The sequence below is a fragment of the Paenibacillus sp. SJS-P3 genome (assembly GCF_056711585.1).
On record NZ_CM160043.1, the window covers coordinates 4,656,512 to 4,674,579 of the forward strand.

General features: G+C 62.1%; 12 protein-coding genes. 4 read left to right on the top strand and 8 right to left on the bottom strand.

Features of this window, described 5'->3' with window-relative positions:
• Window positions 1-115 precede the first annotated feature (115 nt).
• On the top strand, window positions 116-1,432 hold the full coding sequence (locus AC06G8_RS21250) for an MFS transporter (RefSeq protein WP_480283860.1): 1,317 nt from the start codon (window positions 116-118) through the stop codon (window positions 1,430-1,432).
• Between the two features lie 750 nt (window positions 1,433-2,182).
• The gene (locus AC06G8_RS21255) at window positions 2,183-2,956 is read left to right on the top strand and encodes a carbon-nitrogen hydrolase family protein (protein ID WP_480283861.1); all 774 of its coding nucleotides are present in this window, start codon (window positions 2,183-2,185) and stop codon (window positions 2,954-2,956) included.
• A 186-nt stretch (window positions 2,957-3,142) separates the two neighbouring features.
• Here the strand turns inward: AC06G8_RS21255 and AC06G8_RS21260 are convergent, their stop codons facing one another.
• Entirely contained in the window at window positions 3,143-3,304 is a 162-nt protein-coding gene (locus AC06G8_RS21260) for a hypothetical protein (protein ID WP_480283862.1), read from the bottom strand.
• 69 nt (window positions 3,305-3,373) lie between these two features.
• Here AC06G8_RS21260 and AC06G8_RS21265 point away from each other — a divergent pair, with 69 nt between their 5' ends.
• Complete coding sequence (locus AC06G8_RS21265) at window positions 3,374-4,444, top strand: LLM class flavin-dependent oxidoreductase (RefSeq protein ID WP_447663127.1); 1,071 nt, start codon at window positions 3,374-3,376, stop codon at window positions 4,442-4,444.
• A gap of 192 nt (window positions 4,445-4,636) precedes the next feature.
• On the opposite strand, the gene AC06G8_RS21270 is transcribed toward AC06G8_RS21265, so the two are convergent.
• The 7 genes from AC06G8_RS21270 to AC06G8_RS21300 form a co-directional block, all read right to left on the bottom strand.
• Window positions 4,637-5,302: a hypothetical protein gene (locus tag AC06G8_RS21270; protein ID WP_480283863.1), complete on the bottom strand. Its 666-nt coding sequence runs from the start codon at window positions 5,300-5,302 to the stop codon at window positions 4,637-4,639.
• A gap of 108 nt (window positions 5,303-5,410) precedes the next feature.
• Window positions 5,411-6,130 carry a DeoR/GlpR family DNA-binding transcription regulator gene (locus AC06G8_RS21275; protein ID WP_480283864.1) on the bottom strand — a complete coding sequence of 240 codons (720 nt, stop codon included), beginning with the start codon at window positions 6,128-6,130 and terminating at the stop codon, window positions 5,411-5,413.
• Window positions 6,087-7,160, bottom strand: coding sequence for an oxidoreductase (locus AC06G8_RS21280; protein WP_480283865.1), 1,074 nt, complete (start codon window positions 7,158-7,160; stop codon window positions 6,087-6,089). Before AC06G8_RS21280 ends, AC06G8_RS21275 begins: the two co-directional genes overlap by 44 nt.
• A gap of 472 nt (window positions 7,161-7,632) precedes the next feature.
• Entirely contained in the window at window positions 7,633-8,448 is an 816-nt protein-coding gene (locus AC06G8_RS21285) for a winged helix-turn-helix domain-containing protein (protein WP_480283866.1), read from the bottom strand.
• A 178-nt stretch (window positions 8,449-8,626) separates the two neighbouring features.
• Window positions 8,627-10,366: an ABC transporter ATP-binding protein gene (locus AC06G8_RS21290; RefSeq protein ID WP_480285484.1), complete on the bottom strand. Its 1,740-nt coding sequence runs from the start codon at window positions 10,364-10,366 to the stop codon at window positions 8,627-8,629.
• 374 nt (window positions 10,367-10,740) lie between these two features.
• Window positions 10,741-11,505: an AAA family ATPase gene (locus AC06G8_RS21295; RefSeq protein WP_480283867.1), complete on the bottom strand. Its 765-nt coding sequence runs from the start codon at window positions 11,503-11,505 to the stop codon at window positions 10,741-10,743.
• Window positions 11,506-11,548: 43 nt separating this feature from the next.
• Window positions 11,549-12,832 carry a stalk domain-containing protein gene (locus AC06G8_RS21300; protein WP_480283868.1) on the bottom strand — a complete coding sequence of 428 codons (1,284 nt, stop codon included), beginning with the start codon at window positions 12,830-12,832 and terminating at the stop codon, window positions 11,549-11,551.
• 336 nt (window positions 12,833-13,168) lie between these two features.
• Between AC06G8_RS21300 and AC06G8_RS21305 the strand changes: the two genes are divergently transcribed.
• Window positions 13,169-18,025: a DEAD/DEAH box helicase gene (locus AC06G8_RS21305; protein WP_480283869.1), complete on the top strand. Its 4,857-nt coding sequence runs from the start codon at window positions 13,169-13,171 to the stop codon at window positions 18,023-18,025.
• The last annotated feature ends 43 nt before the right edge of the window (window positions 18,026-18,068 follow it).

Genomic DNA, 18,068 nt, shown 5'->3' on the forward strand with positions numbered 1-18,068 from the left:
GCGGCTCTGATTTCTCTTCTTTGCCGGGTATGAAACTCCAGCCCGGGGCGAATCCTACCCAAGGACGCTTTTCCAGCGCTCGAGTACATTACGCGAGAGAAGGGTGACGGCAGGAGTGAAACCAGATAAACGCGGCGGTTCCGCCGCCATATCGGGCGGAGGGATGAAATGGCCGCGCGGGAAGTTCGTCGGCAGGGAGCCTCAGCCCTCCCACAAGAAAGCCGACGACAGCCGCACAGCCGCCCTTCTCGCCCTATCATCCGTTCCCTTGATCATGACGCTGGGCAATTCCATGCTTATTCCCGTGCTGCCCGCCATCGAAACGGCGCTCAGAATCACGCCTTTGCAGGCGAGCCTCATCATTACGGTCTACTCCGTCATGGCCATCATTCTGATCCCGATCGCCGGTTATCTGTCCGACCGCATCGGCCGCAAGAAGGTCATCATTCCCTCGCTGATCCTGGCTGGAGCGGGAGGCGCGGTATGCGGCTGGGCGGGCAGTCTCGAGCCAGGGGGATACGGCATCATTCTGGCGGGGAGAGTGCTGCAGGGAATCGGCGCTGCCGGCGCCATGCCGATCGTCCTCCCTCTAGTAGGAGACATGTTCCGGAGCGAGCAGCAGGTCAGCGCGGGACTCGGACTGATTGAAACCTCCAACACTTTCGGCAAGGTGCTCAGCCCGATTCTCGGATCGGCTCTCGCTCTTCTTGCCTGGCAGGCGCCGTTCTGGTCCGTGCCGGTTCTTTGCGCGCTCTCCATTATCCTTGTGCTGCTCCTGGTCAAGGTGCCGCCCAAGCAAGGCAAGGAAGCAGCCGCCACTCAGCCTCCAGGCCAATTCTTGAGCGGCGTTTGGAATCTTTACCGCAGCAAGGCGAGATGGCTGACGGCTTTGTTCGTCGTAGGCTGCTTTTCGATGTTCATTTTATTCGGACTGCTGTTCTACCTGTCGGAAACGCTGGAAAAAAGCCATCACATGAAGGGCATCCTGAAAGGGCTTGTGCTCGCGATTCCTTTGGCCGTTCTGTGCGCAGCTTCCTATGCAGCGGGAAAATGGATCGGAGAGCATAAAAAAGTGATGAAATGGACCGTCACAGGGGGATTCCTCCTCTGCGCGGCCAGCATTGGAGCCTGCCTATTCTGGGAAGCGACCTCCATCCGCATCGCCCTGCTGTCCGGCGCAGGCCTTGGCATCGGTGCCGGCTTGCCCTGCCTCGATGCCTTCATTACCGAAGGCATCGACAAGGAGGAGCGAGGGACGATCAGCTCGCTTTACAGCAGCATGAGATTCATCGGCGTGGCCGCAGGCCCGCCCGTCGCTTCGCTGCTGATGAAGCAGTCCGCGCCTTTGCTCCTGGGAGTAATGGCTGCCGTGGCTGCCGCCGCCTTCATACTCGCGCTTGCCGGGATTCGCCCTCGCAATGACAAAGGCTGAGCCGTTCAAGCGGCTCAGCTTTTGTTTGTCTCTTGTTTTTCACGTTCCGGAACCTCTTGAGGGCGTGCATCGTTTTGTTTCCGGTCGCCATTCCGACTTTATCGGACATACGATCCGCTATTTGGCCAATTTGAAGGCTATTTCAGATTTATCGGACATACGATCCGCTATTACCAAATTTTTATCAACATAGAGGTAGATTTCAAAGAAATAACGGATCTGATGTCCGATAATCACCCATAAAGGCTCATTCTCGCTCAATAACGGTTCCTATGTCCGATACGGTTAATTGGGCATTCCCAGTTTGAATTTATAAGCACTACCGAGGCGCGCAGGCAGCATTGGGATGCATCATATTTGATATCATAGGCGTTTTTCTTGTTTCATTTCTTGTTTCATTTTCGTGTTTCGAACTTCTCTTCTGTTTCTGATACCATTCGTAAACTGTGATTTCGTGTTTCGCTTTTGGCTTCTGTACCTATCTCCGGTTTTGTGCTGCATTCGTTAACTTTCCGGCTTCGTGTTCCTTGCTTTTTACTTGACTTGCTTTCGATTTCTCCCGTTCCTGTTCTCAAAGCTCTCTCCCCGTTCCTGTTCTCGAAGCCCTCCCCAATTCCATCCACAGTTTCCACCCCCTTTCGCTCCGTTTTTCTACTCCCCATTGATTTTCTTCCCGAATTCTTTTCCAGAAAAGCCTTTGCAGGCTGCTTGGAGACATCTTAGAATGGAAAAAAAGGGGATGAACGCCGAATGGAAAAGAATCTCGTCCGAATCGCACTCGCCCAAACCCGCTTTCCGAAGTCGCTTGCGGATGGAGAAGATCTCATAGCCCGAGGAATAAGCCAGGCTGCTGAGCAGGGAAGCGCCATCGTCTGTTTTCCGGAGGCAGTCCTTCCGGGGCTGAGAGGGGTCGGCTTCGAAGTTGAGCCCTATGATCACGAGGCCATGCAGGCTGTTCTGAAGCGCGTCTGCGAGCTGGCCGCCAGCCGCCGGATCGCGGTTGTGCTGCCTACGGAATGGAGGGGCGAGGGAGGCATGGAGCTCGCGGCATTTGTCATCTCTGCCGATGGCGAGCTGCTTGGACGCCAGACCAAAAATCAGCTCGATCCGGACGAAGAGCCATTCGGTTATAATCCCGGCGTTGGAAGAACGCTGTTCGAGATTGAAGGGCTGAAGTTCGGCATCGTCATCTGCCATGAGGGGTGGAGGTATCCCGAGACCGTCCGCTGGGCCGCGCGCCGAGGAGCGGATATCGTCTTTCATCCCCAGTTCACTCCCGCGGTGCCCAACCCCGAATTCTACAAAGGCGCCATGGCTTGCCGCAGCGGCGAGAACCAAATTTATTTCGCGAGCGTCAACTTCGCCCTGGAAGGACAGCAGGTCGTCACCAGCCTGATCTCACCCGCCAGCGAAAGACTGGCTTCGGCTTCTCCTTCCGTCGAGGAGCTGATCGTCTATGATATCGAGCCTGCCTTGGCGACTCGCCGTCTGGCAGGAAGGCTGCTTCCGGATCTGCTTGGCTGAGCAGCATTCAAATAGAAAATAAAACGGGGATGGCCGGCAGGCCATCCCCGTTTTCAATGTTCAGCTTTTCGGCTCGCTGTTCAGCTTTTCGGCTCGCTGTTCAGCTTTCGGCTCGCTGTTCAGCTTTTCGGCTCGCTGTTCAGCTTTTCGGCTCGCTGTTCAGCTTTCGGCTCGCCCTTCAGCCCTTCAGCTCTTCGGCTCGCTTTTGCCGTCGTAGCGCTTGGTCCATTCCGTCAAAATCGCGTCGCGGTCTTTGGCAGCAGCCTGCAGGTCGTACTTGATGAGCTGGTCGACCGGATTTTGGGATAACCGGCCAGGAGCTCGATATCGCCTCCAAAGCTCCGCCATTTTGCTTACTAAAGTTGAGAAACAATAGTTAATTTAGTACAATGAATAGACTTAAAGGAGGCTATTCTTATGTCCGCTTCACCGAGAAAGATGGAACTTGGAATCAGCACGTTTTTGGAGGCCATGCCGGCCTCGACCGCAGGTCCGACGATCAGCCACGCCCAGCGTCTGCGCAACGCGGTCGAGGAGATCGTCGTCGCCGAGCAGGCCGGTCTGGACGTCTACGGCATCGGAGAGCATCATCGGCCTGATTATGCGGGAAGCGCTCCAGCCGTCGTGCTTGCCGCCGCGGCGCCCTTGACCAAGAAGATCCGCCTGACGAGCGCCGTCACGGTGCTGTCCTCGGATGATCCTGTCCGCGTCTACCAGCAGTTCTCCACCCTCGACGGCCTCTCGGACGGACGTGCCGAGATCATGGCGGGACGGGGCTCGTTCATCGAGTCTTTCCCCCTGTTCGGATACAGCCTGGACGATTACAATGAGCTGTTCGACGAGAAGCTGGAGCTGCTGCTCAACATCCGGCAGTCGGAAAAAGTAAGCTGGCCAGGCGGCCATCGGCCGGCCATCGACAATCAAGGCGTATACCCGCGGGCGGTGCAGGAGCCGCTGCCGGTCTGGATCGCTACGGGAGGCAATCCGGAATCCGCCATTCGCGCCGGCGTGCTCGGCCTTCCCGTCGTATTCGCGATCATCGGGGGCATGCCGGAGAGATTCGCCCCGCTGGTGGATCTGTACCGCCGCGCCGCCGCACAGGCCGGCCACGACCTCTCGAAGCTACGGGTCGCTACGCACTCGCACGGCTTTGTCGGCGATACGACTCAGGGAGCCGCCGATGCCTTCTTCCCTCATAACCAGGCACAGATGAGCGCCATCGGCAAAGAGCGCGGATGGGCCGGATACGACCGCGCCGCCTACGACCAGTCCCGTACTCTGAGGGGCGCTCTCTACGTCGGCGATCCCGAATTCGTCGCAGAGAAAATCGTGCTGCTGCGCCAGAACCTCGGCCTCGACCGCTTCTTCCTGCATGTGGACGTCAGCACGATGCCGCATCGCGAGGTGCTGAAGGCCATCGAGCTGCTCGGTACGAAGGTCGCCCCGATCGTGCACAAGGAGCTGGAGCGCATCGAAGGCGGCAAGTAACCTCACCGGGCGATTGCTGAGCAGTTTGGGGAGATTGGAAGAAACGTCTGCTCCTAGCGGATGGACCCTCCGCGTCAAGCAGAGGAATGCAGCGACGCCGGAAAATGAAAAAAGCCCCTTCGGGCCAAGCAGCTCCGCCCGACCCGTTGAGGATCGAGACGCCGCTTGTCCCGGCAGGGGCTTTCTCTTTTTTCAAATCGAAGCCAAAAGCTCCAGCGCTCTTGCCAGCGAGCGGAGAGGATGGCCGATCTGCCTGCCCGTCTCCCGCCCGGCCCGTTCGGCCGCTCCGGCCATCGACAGCTGGGCGACGGATACAGCCAGCCCCGGGTCGGACTCTGCCGCCCGGAGAAGATGAGCGGTTACCGCGTCCTCATACTCCTCTTTCCTGCCCGCCATGACCAGGGGGAACAGATCCGGGATGACTTCGGCGCGGACTTCCGGCGCCCGACAGCCGGATGCTTCCGCATAAGCATGCAGTCTGGCCATCGTTCCTTCTACCGTGGCCGGATTGCTGAACAGCAGCAGTTGCGGCTGTCCGCTGCGGCATACCTCCTGGAAGAAAGGCTCGTCGATCTTGAGAATCGCCGGCATTCCGGCTGCCAGACGAGACTCGTCAAGCAGCGCGATATAGTTGGTGCAGGTGATCAGGATGACGTCCGCTCCCGCCGCAGCCATCCATTCCAGCTGCTTCAGCACCCTATCGCCGCCTCCGGCGCTCGCGAAGCCGGGATCGTTGCCGATCCGGGCGATCAGGCCGGGATCGACGTAATGCTCCAAGACGAATTCCCGGGGCGCGATCTCCTGGATGAATCCGATATTGGATTCATGCGCGTGCAGGCAAGCCAGTTTTCGAGCCATTGCAATCCCCCGCCCGTTTTTCCCCCTATCTTACCAGCAGATTCACCTCTTGTCCGGACAGGCGCTGCAAAGGCGAAAAACCCGGCTGTTCCCAGCCAGGCTTCGCTCTTAGTCGGCCACGATCCAGTGGACATCCTTCTCCTCCAGAGACGGCGCCCATTCAGGAGGAGGCGCAATGTCGCTGACGACGATGTCGATCTCCTCCAGTCCGCAGGTGCGGCAGTAATAGATGCTGCCGACCTTGGCATGGTCCGCCAGCACGATGCTCTGCTTCGCCTGCTTGAGGAAGACCCGTCCCAGCATCGCGCGATCGTCCTCGAAGCAGGTGACGCCGCCGTCCAGCTGCAAGCCGTCGGCTACGATGAAAGCTTTGTCCACATGGAAGTTGGACATGAAATGCATCGCCAGCGTTCCGCTCGTGCGGTAATGCCGGCTGTTGACGCGGCCGCCGACAAAGACGATCTCCCCGTCGAAGACGCCGCGGTTCTTGTAGCTGTGCAGCAGATTCAGCGCATGGATGGACGTCACGAGCACCGTCAGCTGTTTTTTCTGCACCAGCATGTCGATCATCTGCACGGTCGTCGTGCCGTCATCGAGGATGATGACGTCCTTGTCCTGGATAAGCGCCGCCGCGGCATGGCCGATCCGAGCCTTCTCCTCCGCCTGCAGCACCTCGCGCTTGACGTACGCCGGCTCCTCCCGCTCCACGTTCACCTTCACGGCGCCGCCGTACACCCGCTTGAGCCGGTTCTCCTGCTCCAGCTCCTCCAGATAGCGGCGGACCTTAGTCTTTTTGAACGGCCTCGTCGAGTGCCGGAGCCAGATCAATGACCCGTCGCTCCCGAGCGCTGCGCTGCGCCGCCTCGATCAGCCTAATGACCTCCAGCGCTTCCTCCACGTCGACCGGGGGCTTGCCGCCGCCGGAGATCGCCTCCGCGATGCCCCGGTAATAGTCCTGATAGCTGCCGGGCAGCGTATCGATCTTGGTGCGCATGGTGAGGTCGCCGACGGCCGTCGTCAGCTCGCCGTAGCATTCCTCCTTGTCCGCGCCCCAGTCGGCGTCGCCTGGCCGCAGGCCGGCCTTCAGCTGATCCTCCTGCGGATCCAGCCCGTATTTGATATAGCTCCCGAGATCTCCATGGACCATGAAGCGCGGCCCCGCCTGCCGGACCAGCGTGCCGGCCCGCAGAATCGCCCGCGACTGGGGATAGGATAGCACCAGGTGGAAGTAGTCCACCGTCTCCGCTTCATCCCGGTCGAGCCGCAGATCGGCCCAAATGGAATCCGGGCTGCCTAGAACCTGCACAGCCTGGTCGATGAGATGCGCTCCGAGGTCATACAGAATGCCGGAGCCCGGCAGCGGCTGATCCCGCCATCTCGCCTCGACCTCCACCTCCGGCGAATACCGGTCGTAATGCGCCTCGTAGACGGAAACCCGTCCGATCGTGCCGGAATCCAGCACCTGCCGCACGGTAAGGAAGTCGTTGTCCCAGCGGCGGTTGTGGAAAACGCTGAGCATGACGCCCTTGGTCCGCGCCAGCTCGATCAGCTCCTCCGCCTCGCGCACCGTATTGGTGAACGGCTTCTCCACCACGACATGCTTGCCCGCGAGAATGGCGCTCTTGGCATGCTCGTAGTGCAGCGTATTCGGGCTTGCCACGACGACCAGCTCCACTCCGCTGCCGAGCAGCGCCTCCACGTCTTCGTACACGTCGACATTCTCGTAATCCTCCCGGACTTTATCCGTCTGGGAGGTGACGACTCCAGTCAGCTGCAAGCCTTCCTCGGCTGCGATGAGGGGGGCGTGGAATACCGAGCCTGACAGGCCGTATCCGATCAATCCCGTTCGTATGCCCATGATGATTGCCTCCGTTTCGGTAGGATCAAGGTACTTATCCTTACCCTCAGGCCGCCTCACGGAACCAAGGCCAAGCTCCGAAGTTCCGGCCCGGACGGATCGGCCGCTCGGTTCTCTTGCCCGGCCAAGCCTGCATGCCGGTCAGACGGGCGTACAATCCTCCCCGGGATACGAGCTCCTCATACTTGTTTCAAAAAGGACGATAGGACCAACGGCAGGTCATTGTTCTCGCAGTAAAAGGTTTGACCTTCTCATCAATAAAGGAGCAGGAACATAGGCTCCGCAAAATTAATACCTACATTTTCATAATGAAGTTATTGAGCATAAAGAAGGCTGTCGAGACTTTCTCGACAGCCTAGAGCTTCATTGTAGAACTCCTTAAATACAAACCTGATTTCAAAAGCCTCGTAACAACAGAGACTTCTCAACAGCCTGAGCGTTCGCACGGGCGCTCCTTCTTGCCTGGCATTCTTCAATCCGCGAGCCGGTAGCCGACTCCGCGCACGGTCTCGATGTACACCGGAGCCAGGGCGTTGTCGCCCAGCTTGCGCCGCAGGCTCTTCACATGGACGTCGACGACGTTGCTGTTGCCGAAAAACGGCGCATCCCAGATCGTCGCCATGAGATGGTCGCGCGTCTGGACGGCCCCCTCCGCGCCGATGAAGCTGAGCAGCAGCTCATACTCCGTCTTGGTCAGATCGATCGGGCTGCCGCCGCGGAACACCGCCATGCGCTTCGTGTCCAGAATCAGATCCTTGAAGCCCAGAATGCCTGGATCAGCCTCGTCTGCGGCAGGATGCCGAAGCAGCCAATCCTCGACGAGATCCAAAGCGTCCGCAGGGGAAACCGTCTGCAGGGCTCCCGTTTCCATGCTGCCGCAGAATTCCTTTCCTTGCTTGTCCCGGTCTCCCAGAAGAATGGCGCGGCTCCGCTTGGACGGATCCGCCATGAAGGTGCGGAAGCCGGGATCGCTGCCCAGCATGTCGGCCGCGCTGCCGTCGATCAGGTACAGGTCGGCCTGCAGGCTGTGCAGAACGTAATCGTCCACGCGGTGGAAGACCATCACATCGTAGCAGGCGGCGGACAAATCCCGGATCAGCTCATGCAGCAGGTTGGGATACGGGCTGATCAGCACGATCCGCCGCGTCGAGGCGCATAGGATGGGCGGTGCGGCTTCGGCCGTCGAGACGGCGGATGCATATGCATCCGCCTTTGTTCCGTAGCCATAGCCCGGCAGATGAAGCTGCGCGAGCTTGACCAAGTCTTCTTCAGAATGGATGCTGTTCACTCCACAATCTCCTCCTATCCGTTGCCAGCTGCGAGAGGATCGGTTCTCGTTCTATCTCTGTCTCTATTTCTCTATCTGTCTGAGACTCTATCTGTGTGCAACCCCGTGACATTCAGTACAGAGAGCAGGCAGGCGTGGATCCGCCTCTCATTTCCTGTGGCGGCATGCCGCCCTGCTTCTAGTATAATTCCGGCTGCGAGCGGGGGTCAACCGCCGCCGCCTCGTCTTCCTTCGGAGAGCGCAGCTGGCGCAGCGCGAACTCGCGGTACAGCTCATGCGTCTCCAGCAGCTCCTCATGGGTGCCCCGTCCGGTGATGCGTCCCTTGTCCACGAACAGGATCTGGTCGGCGTCCACGACGGTCGACAACCGGTGGGCGATGACGACCGTCGTGCGCCCCTCCATCAGATTGCCGAGCGCCTGCTGCACGATCACCTCCGACTGGCTGTCGAGCGCCGAGGTCGCCTCGTCGAGCAGCAGGATGTCCGGATTGCGCAGCAGGGCCCGCGCGATCCCGATGCGCTGCCGCTGCCCCCCGGACAGCTTGATGCCGCGCTCGCCGACCTCGGTGTCGTATTTTTGCGGCAGCTCGTTGATGAAGACGTCGGCGTAGGCCAACCGCGCCGCTCTCTCCAGCTCCTCCGGCTCCGGCGCGCGGTCGATGCCATACGTCAGATTGTCGCGGATCGTGCCCGCCATCAGCGGGCTTTCCTGCGCCACATAACCGATCCGGCTGCGCCAGCTGGCGAGCGAATAGTCCGCGAGCGGCACGCCGCCGATCAGCAGCCTCCCTGCCGTAGGAGCGTAATATCGCTCCAGAAGCGAGAAGAGCGTTGTTTTGCCGCCCCCGCTTGGACCGACGATCGCCGTAACCTGTCCCGGCTGGATCACGAAATCGATGCCCCGAAGGATCGGCTCGCTGCCGGCATAGGCGAACTCCAGTCCCTCGGCCGTGACGGGAGCCGACGCGCTGCGGAGCTCCCCGCCTGCGGCGAAGTCCTCCTCGGTCTCCTCCAGCGTCGCGCTGATCCGCTCCGTCGCTCCCATCGCCTTGTTGAATTGGGAGAAAAAGACCGCGATCTGGCTGACCGGCATGATGATCTGCATGAGGTACAGGATGAAGGCGACGAGGTCGCCGGCTGTCATCGCCCCGGACGACACGCGCACGCCGCCGTAGCCGATGATGATGACGAGCAGCATCATGATCGTGAAGGAGACGGCGGGGCCGATCCATGCCCCGACCCTGCCTTCACGGACGCCGAGCCGGTACAAGGCGCGGATGCCCTTGAAGCCGTGCTCCAGCTCACGCCGCTCCGCGCCAGACGCCTTGACGAGGCGGACCTCCGACAGCACGTTGTTGATGCCGCCGGAGAAGGAAGCCGTCTCGTCCTGCGTTTCCTTGGCGATGCGGTGCATCATGATGCCGAGCGGCACCATGATGCCGGCCAGCACCGGAATCGCGATCAGCAGGATGAGCGTCATGCGCCAATCCAACGTCAGCAGCAGGATGAACGCTCCGATCGCCGAGATGATGCTGGTGACGAAGCCGACCAGATGATCGGTGATGAGTCCGCGCACGACGCCCGTGTCGTTGGTCATGCGGCTGACCGTTTCTCCCGTCTGGTGGCGGTCGTAATAAGCGACCGGCAGCGCCATCAGCTTGCGCCACAGCCGCTCGCGCAGGCTTGCAACGACATGCTGCCCGAGCCGGGCGAGCAAGTAGCTGGAATAAGCTCCGGCCAGCGCTTGGATGACGAAGAACCCGGCCAGCATGATGATATGGACCGGCTTCAGGGCGCTCAGGCTGAAGCCGTCGATGAACTGCTTGGTCACCATCGGCACGACGAGCCCTGCCGCCGTAGAAGCCAGGCTCAGCAGCAGCGCGACGGCGATCAGCTTTTTGGGCGGCTTGGACGCCATGATGAGCCTGACGAAGGAACGCCAGCCCGCCCGCTTGCCGCCGGCTTGTCCAGCGGATGAAGGGGCATCGCTCCGTTCGCGGTAGGATGAGGTTTCGGTTGAAGATGCCATGCGTTTTGCAGCCCCCTTTCCCTCTATCCGTCCCAAGGGAATCTGTTTCCTTTATTATAGGTCTCGCTCAAGTGCCTTTGCCACTCGGCCGGCGGCCAGTCGGCTGCTGCCGATCCGGAGCGAAAGGTCGGCAAAGCCTGGCCTGAAGCCTCCCGGGATGAACAAAAAGAGGCATGAGAACTTCTCACGCCTCTTTGTCTTTCTCCATGCCTCTTCCCAATGCGCCTTCAGACCCGTCGATCCATGAGCGGAAGGATTCGAGCCTATTCCTCCGAGAACAGCTCCTCCAGCATCGGGCTCCGGTTGTTCAGGAACTGCCTCGTCACCCGGAAATGCTCCGTCTCCTCCAGCGCGACCTCTTCGATGCCGCTCCCGCTGAACTGATAAATGACTGCGTCCGGATAAGCCATCAGAATCGGCGAATGCGTGGAGATGATGAATTGGGAGCCTTGGCGGACGAGCTCGTGGATCCGGGTCAGCATCGACAGCTGCCTCGTCGGCGACAGCGCCGCCTCCGGCTCGTCCATGATGTAGAGCCCGCCGCCCCCCAGCCGGTTAATGAAGGAAGCAAAAAAGGACTCTCCATGCGACTGCTCATGCAGAGAACGGCCTCCATAGCTTTCGATGATTCTAGGTCCCCGACCATCGGGGTCCCGATCCATCTCCTCGATATTGCTCGCCAGATTGTAATAGCTCTCTGCCCGGAAGAAGAACCCGTCCCGAGGCTTGCGGATTCCGCGCGCCAGCCTCAAATGCCGGTGAAGCTCCGAATGGGAAGCATAGGTGGAGAACGTGAAGTTCAGGCTGCCTCCCTCGGCATTGAAGCCCCATGACACCGCAACACCTTCGAGCAGGGTGGATTTGCCCATGCCGTTCTCCCCGACGATGTACGTCACCTTGGGATGCAGCGTGAGCCGGTCCATCTCCCGGATGACGGGGAGCGAGAAGGGATACTCTGCGAAGGAAGGCACGCTGTCCCGCAGCAGCTGCACGCTTCTCAGATAAGCTTCCGGTTGCATTCCGGCCATATCCCCCTTCCTCTATGCTGCGGTTGAAATCGGATCGACGGCATCAGCCTACAGCAGGACCTCTGAGCTTGACCGTCCGTTCCAGAGCCGTCAAGGAATCGGCGTCGACCAGGCCGGGGCCGAGCCGCCACAGCGCGATGCCCTTGAGGCCGTACCGCTTGGCCAGTCCAGCCGGTCCGGACAGCGTCTGCGCCGTTTCGCTGTTGAAGTTGATGCCGAGCAGCAGCTTGCTGCGGTCGGTCTCCTTCAGCGCAAGCCGGATGGCCTCGTCCACCTTGGCCAGAGGTTCCGGCTTGCCGCCCTGCTCATAATCGTACGCCATGATCGCGATCTCGTCGGACAGCTGCGCCAGCGTTTTGTAATCATAGCCTTTGTAGGAGCCGTTCAGCGGATGCAGCGACAGCGACAGGCCGAGTCCGGCCGCCTTGGAAGCCGTCCGAAGCTCCTTGACGAACACGTTGAACGACTGTGCGGCCGCCGCCTTGTCTCCGGTCAGTCCAAGCCCTTCAAAGTCCAGATCGATGGATTTGAAGCCTCCCTGCGAAGCGGCATCCACGATTCCTTTGACCGTATCGGCTCTCAGCGAGGAATCCCCGAGCATTTTGGTCAGCTCGCCTTTGACATCCCCGGAGAAAACCATGAATTCCGTCAGGCCGCCCGCCGCTCCCGCGCCCGCTACGATCGATTCGGGAGTGACGTCTCCGTCGGCTTGGGGCCAGTAGAAGTCTTTGCCCTTGAGCGTCAGCCTGCCGTCCTCCCCGATCCGGCCCCAGCCGAAGGCGACCGCGTCGAAGCGGCCCAGCTGCTTCACTTGGGAATAGGACTTGATGGCGTAATAAGCTTTTGTGTACAGCTTCTCCGGAGGAGAAACGATCGATACGGTGCGGGCCGCCCCGTCCCAGCTCACCTGCGCTCCGAACGCGCTGCTGAAAAAGCTCAGCGGAACGAGGACCGTTCCGCTCTTCTGCACGGGGGCGGCCCCGAGCTGAGCCGCCGCGCCGTCGACCGTCGCCTGCTTGCTGCCTTGGCGCAGCACGACCTTGCGCTGGCCTTCATCCGTGGTCTTGACGGCCGTAACCGTCTTGCCCGCGGCATTCCACTCGACGGGAATCTGCAGCGCTTCGGCAATGGCCCGGAAAGGAACCATCGTCGTCCCGTTCTGGATGATCGGCTGGGCCGGGAAAGTCAGCGGATACCCGTCCAGCAGAATGGTCGCGGACGGAGCCGAGCCGGCCGCGGCAGCCGTGCCGGCCCCCATGCCGCCTGCGGCCAGGACGGTTGCCGCCAGCACAGCGAGAGCGGGGCGGCGGATGGATGTTAAGATCATATGAAGACAGCCTCCTTGAGTCGAAATCGATGACTATTCGTCGGTTCTCAAACGGATATTTCCACTAGAGTAGACGCATACCAGTCCCGAATGTTTCAAAGGTCCGATGCATTCCGTCGTTACGGGGACCATCTGCCCCGGTTTCAAGTGCCTGGTTTAAACTTTCCAAACGGAAACCAAGGCGAATAGCTGTCAACGGCAAGCCGTGCTTCCGATTAGGACGGCAAAGCGAAGTATAGTATTCTTAGAAGACAACGCTGCAGCCGCTAGATCGCAGCCCTGCAGGCTCCATAGAGCCGATTTTTCCCTTCTATGACAAGGAGGCTTGGTGATTCCATGACGACCCATCGTCAGCCCGATCCATCGCTGAACCGGTTCCACCCCGTTCTCGCGCAATGGTTTGCGGGCTCTTTCGGCAGCCCTACCGATATCCAGCGCCGGGCCTGGGCATCCATCGGAGAGGGAGAGCATACGCTGCTGGCCGCTCCGACCGGCTCCGGCAAGACGCTGGCGGCCTTGCTGCCCTGCCTCGACCGGGTGCTCCGCTCCAAGGAAGAGACGGGTGAAAGCCTGGACGGCAGCATGGCGCCGTCCGGAGTCCGGGTCATCTACGTGACGCCGCTCAAGGCGCTGAACAATGATATTTACGACCATGTCACCGGATTCGTCGAGGAGATAGGGCGACAGTATGAACAATGGCTTGCCCATGAACATCCTGCCGGGCATGACCCGGCATCACAAAGAATTACTTGCGCAGTCCGGACCGGCGATACGCCGGCCTCCAAGCGAGCCTCCATGCTGCGCAAGCCGCCCGACGTGCTGGTGACCACCCCCGAATCGCTCTATATCCTGCTCGGCTCGGCGAAGGGAAGAACGATGCTTCGGACGACCCGCCAAGTCATCGTCGACGAGATCCACGATCTGGCGGCGGACAAGCGCGGTTCCCATCTCTCCTTGACGCTGGAGCGGCTCGAGGCTTGGTGCGGCCGTCCGCTGCAGCGCATCGGCTTATCGGCGACCGTAAGGCCGATGGAGCGCGTCGCCCGCTTCCTCGGGGGATGGTCGCCCGAAGCAGGCGGGTTGACGGAGGCTTCAGATTCAGCTGCCCCTCTTCTCACGTCTGATCAGGACGGCGACGGGTTCCCGGCTCATCCGCTCGGCTATCTCCCCCGCCCCGTGGCCATCGTGGAAAGCGCGATGCCCAAAACGATGCAGGTATCGGTCACGATGCCTGACCACAGCCGGCTGCACCGGACCCGGGAATCCGTCTGGTTCCCGATCATGGACCGGCTGCTCCAGCTCATGGAAGGGAGCCGCTCGACGCTTGTCTTCGTGAACAGCCGAAGGCTGGCCGAACGGCTCTGCCTGCGGCTGAACGATTACACCGGCCACGAGATGTGCCGCGCCCATCACGGGAGCATGGACCGGACGCGGCGGCTCGAGGTCGAGCGGCTGCTGAAGGCGGGCGAGCTGCGCTGCATCGTCGCCACCTCGTCGCTGGAGCTCGGCATCGATGTCGGCCACGTCGACCTCGTCATCCAAGTCGACTCGCCCTTGTCCGCCGCCTCCGGCATCCAGCGGATCGGCCGCGCCGGACACGGAGTCGGCGAGGCGAGCCGCGGCGTCATCCTCTCCCGCCAGCGCGGCGCGCTGCCCGAAATCGCGGTGCTCAGCCGCATGATCGCGGAGCGCGATATCGAGCCGATCGAGATTCCGCGCGACGCGCTTGACGTGCTGTCGCAGCAGGCTGTCGCCATGGCTTCCGGCGGCGAGTGGACCGTGGAGGCCATGCACCGCTTGATTGCGGGAAGCGACAGCTATCAGGCTTTCCCGCGCGGCAGGCTGGAATCGATGCTGGCGGTGCTGGCCGGCTTCTATCCGTTTTCCCGGCCGCTGCTGGAGTGGGACCGGGGCTCCGGCACGGTCGGACCTCGCAGCAACAGCTCCATGGCAGCGGTCACGGGAGCAGGCACGATCCCGCAGAGCAGCGCTTATCCCGTCCATCATTCCGACAGCCGCGCCCATATCGGCGAGCTGGATGAGGAATTCGTCCAGGAGAGCCGGGTCGGAGATGTGTTCCAGCTCGGCACGAATTCCTGGATGATCCGCCAGATCAGCAAGGACCGCGTTTATGTGACCGAGACGTCGAACAGCTTCAGCGAGATTCCGTTCTGGCGCAACGAAGCCGGCTCCCGCTCCTATCTGCTTGGCCGGAGGGTGGCGGAGCTGTGGACGGAGCTGCTGGAGAGGCTGGAGCAGGGAGATGAAGAAGCTCTTCAGGCGGGAAATCACAACGATCACCAGCCCGGGCGCCCTCCCGAGGCGGCCCTTTCCGGGATGGACGGCCTTGAAGAGGGCTCGTCCTTGCCGGACGAGCCCGTCCATCCCGGAGACGAAGCCGTCATCGCCGAGCTCCGGGAGCGCAGCGGCATGGATGACCGCTCCGCGCGGCAGCTGGCCGCCCTCGTCCGCGCCCAGGCCGCCTCCGGCGTCAGGCCGACCCGCAAGCGGATCGCCGTCGAGGTGTACAAGGATATATCGAACCAGACCCACATCGTCATCCACAATGCCTGGGGACGCCGCGTGAACCGGACGTGGCAGCTCGCCATCGAGCGCAGATTCGAGGAGACGCTGCCCTATCGCCTGTACGGCAACGCCAAGGACAACGGGATCGAGTTCGTGCTGCCGGAATGGGAGCCCTCCTGGCTCCAGGCCGTCCATTCCGTCTCCTCGGACAACCTGGCGGAGCTGCTGCTCGCGGCCATTCCCGGCTCCCCGCTGCTTGCCGTCGCCTTCCGGCGCATCGCCGAGACGTCGCTGCTGCTGTCCCGAAGCTTCACCCGCACGCCGATGTGGCAGATGAGGCTGCGCAGCGAGGAGCTGCTGCGCGCCGCCCTTCCCTATGGAGATCGCTTCCCCTATCTCGCCGAGGCGATGCGGGAGTGCATGAACGTCTACCTCGACCTCGGGCGGCTGCGGGAACTGCTGCGGGAAATCGAGAGCGGCGGCATCTCGCTTGAGGTGGTGCATACGTCCCGCCCGTCGCCACTCGCCTCCCAGTTCGCGGCGGATTACGTGAACATGCGAATCTACGAGGGCGACGGCCTGGACGGCGCCGTCCGCGCCCAGCTGCTGCAGATGAGCCGCGAGCTCGCCGGCGAGCTGTTCGGCGCCGAGGCTCTGCGCGGCGCGGTCGCTCCCGAGGTGCTGGAGGCGGAGCACGAGCGGCTCGAACGGCCAGCCGGCAGCGTTCGCAGCGAGGACGATCTGTACCAGCTGCTCAAGCGGCGGGGCGATCTGGAGCCAGAAGAGCTGCTGCGGCTGGCATCGTCCGCTGCCGGCTCGGACGAGCCCGCCTCAGCCGAGCCTGTCGGCCGGGCCGAGGCGGATGGCTGGCTGGCCGCGCTGCGGCGCCAGGGACGAGTCGCCGCCTACACGCCCGGCGGCCCAGCCCTGGAGCGGCTCATTTGCGCGGACGAGGCCGGCGTATATGCGGCTTTTCCGGAGGACGAGGACTCCGTCTCGTTCATTATTGAGCGGTACATCTCCCATCGGCTTTCCTTCACGGAGCAAGAGCTGGCGGAACGCTATCCGGCCCTCGGCACCGACGGGTCGGGCAGGCTGATCTCCCGTCTGCTGGAGGCCGACCGGATCCAGGCGGCCCCGTTCGCCGAGGAGGGAGAGCGCCTGTATGCCTCGAGCCTGATTGCGGCGCGGGTCGTCCGGCTCTCCGTCCAGCATGCGCGCAGCCGCAGCAAGGCGGCCGACGCCGTCCGCTGGTGCAGCCAGATGGCGCTCCGCCAGCACGCTCTGCAGGGCAGCCAGCTGCGGGGCGAGCACGGCTTGCTGCAGGTGCTGCAGTCGCTGCAAGGCTTCTATTTCCCGCTGTCGCACTGGGAAAGCTTCATTCTGCCCTCGCGCCTCGCCGCCTACCGGCCCGAGGAGCTCGACCTGCTCTGCGCCTCCGGCGAGGTGCTTTGGCTCGGGCGCAAGGAGCCAGGTGAAAAGGAAGGCAAAATCGCCTTTTTCCTGCCGGATTCCCGGGAGCTGTACGCGCCTTATTTGCCCCAGGACGACGGCAGCTCCGCCCATCCCGCCCTGCTTCAAGCGCTCAAAGCCGGCGGCGCTTCCTTTCTGACCCGGATCGCGCGCGATGTGGGCCTGCCTCCTTCGGAGGCGCAGGAGCAGCTGCTGGAGCTGGTCTGGGAAGGGCTGGTGTCGAACGACCAGTTCGCTCCGCTCAGGGCCGTCTCCTCCGCCAAGCCCCGCTCGCCCAAGGGCCGGCCGGGAGCCTGGGGAGGCTCCGGTCTCGGCCGCTGGTTCTGGACCGGCTCCCTGGAGGCCGGGACGGGGAATTCAGGCTCAGGTCCGGCCGGGCGCCCAGCTGTGGCTGACGGCGCTGCCGCTCCAGGCGGCTCGCCATCAGCCATCGCGGCATCCGCCCGCCAGGGCGCAGCCGGTATCGCTGCCGCTCCAGGCAGCTCCCTGTCTAATTCCGGGACATCCAGCCATGAGGCGGCTCATTCTCCTGCCGCAGATGCCGGCCGGCATCTCGCCTCGCCAGCCGAGGATTCGCCCGCGCTGCGCTGGATCAACCATCTGCTGGAATCGTACGGGATCCTCTCGCGAGATCTGGTCTCCGCCGTCTCTCCCTTCTCCTGGGACGAGCTGCTGCCGCTGTTGAAACGTCTGGAGGAATGGGGCGTGCTCGTCCGCGGATTCCTGATCGCCGGCATGCCGTCCATGCAATTCGCGACCCGCGAGATGGCCGAGGCGGTCCGCCGTCCCCTCCCGCAGGACACGGACCGCAGCCTGACCGTCCTGTCGGCGGCGGATCCCGCCAACCCGTTCGGACTGGTCGCCGACTGGCCGCAGGAAGGCAAGGGCGTCTTCGCCCGGAAGCCCGGCAACTACCTGGTCCTGGAGAACGGCCGCTGGCTGTACTGGATCGAGAACAACGCGCGCAAGATCCATCCGCTGTCGACTTCGGAGGGAGATCACGCGAGAGAGGTGGGGGTTCTGCAGGAAATCCTGCGCACGATCGCAATCCGGCAAGGCCTCTCGCGCGTCATCGTCGAGCAGTGGAACGGAAGCCCCGTCGACGATACGCCAGGAGCCGGCCTGCTCCGGGATCTGGGAGCCGAGAAGGACCGCCACCGCTTCGTATTATGGAAGAGCCAGCTGAAGGTGTGAACGGGGCCGTAAGGAGGCCAAAAAAAGATCTTTTCCCATTCTG

Coding starts and splice junctions, on each gene's coding strand:
- AC06G8_RS21255 (WP_480283861.1), top strand. CDS start 2,183: ATGGAAAAGAATCTCGTCCGAATCGCACTCGCCCAAACCCGCTTTCCG.
- AC06G8_RS21260 (WP_480283862.1), bottom strand. CDS start 3,304: ATGGCGGAGCTTTGGAGGCGATATCGAGCTCCTGGCCGGTTATCCCAA.
- AC06G8_RS21265 (WP_447663127.1), top strand. CDS start 3,374: ATGTCCGCTTCACCGAGAAAGATGGAACTTGGAATCAGCACGTTTTTG.
- AC06G8_RS21270 (WP_480283863.1), bottom strand. CDS start 5,302: ATGGCTCGAAAACTGGCTTGCCTGCACGCGCATGAATCCAATATCGGA.
- AC06G8_RS21280 (WP_480283865.1), bottom strand. CDS start 7,160: ATGGGCATACGAACGGGATTGATCGGATACGGCCTGTCAGGCTCGGTA.
- AC06G8_RS21290 (WP_480285484.1), bottom strand. CDS start 10,366: ATGGCGTCCAAGCCGCCCAAAAAGCTGATCGCCGTCGCGCTGCTGCTG.
- AC06G8_RS21295 (WP_480283867.1), bottom strand. CDS start 11,505: ATGGCCGGAATGCAACCGGAAGCTTATCTGAGAAGCGTGCAGCTGCTG.
- AC06G8_RS21300 (WP_480283868.1), bottom strand. CDS start 12,832: ATGATCTTAACATCCATCCGCCGCCCCGCTCTCGCTGTGCTGGCGGCA.
- AC06G8_RS21305 (WP_480283869.1), top strand. CDS start 13,169: ATGACGACCCATCGTCAGCCCGATCCATCGCTGAACCGGTTCCACCCC.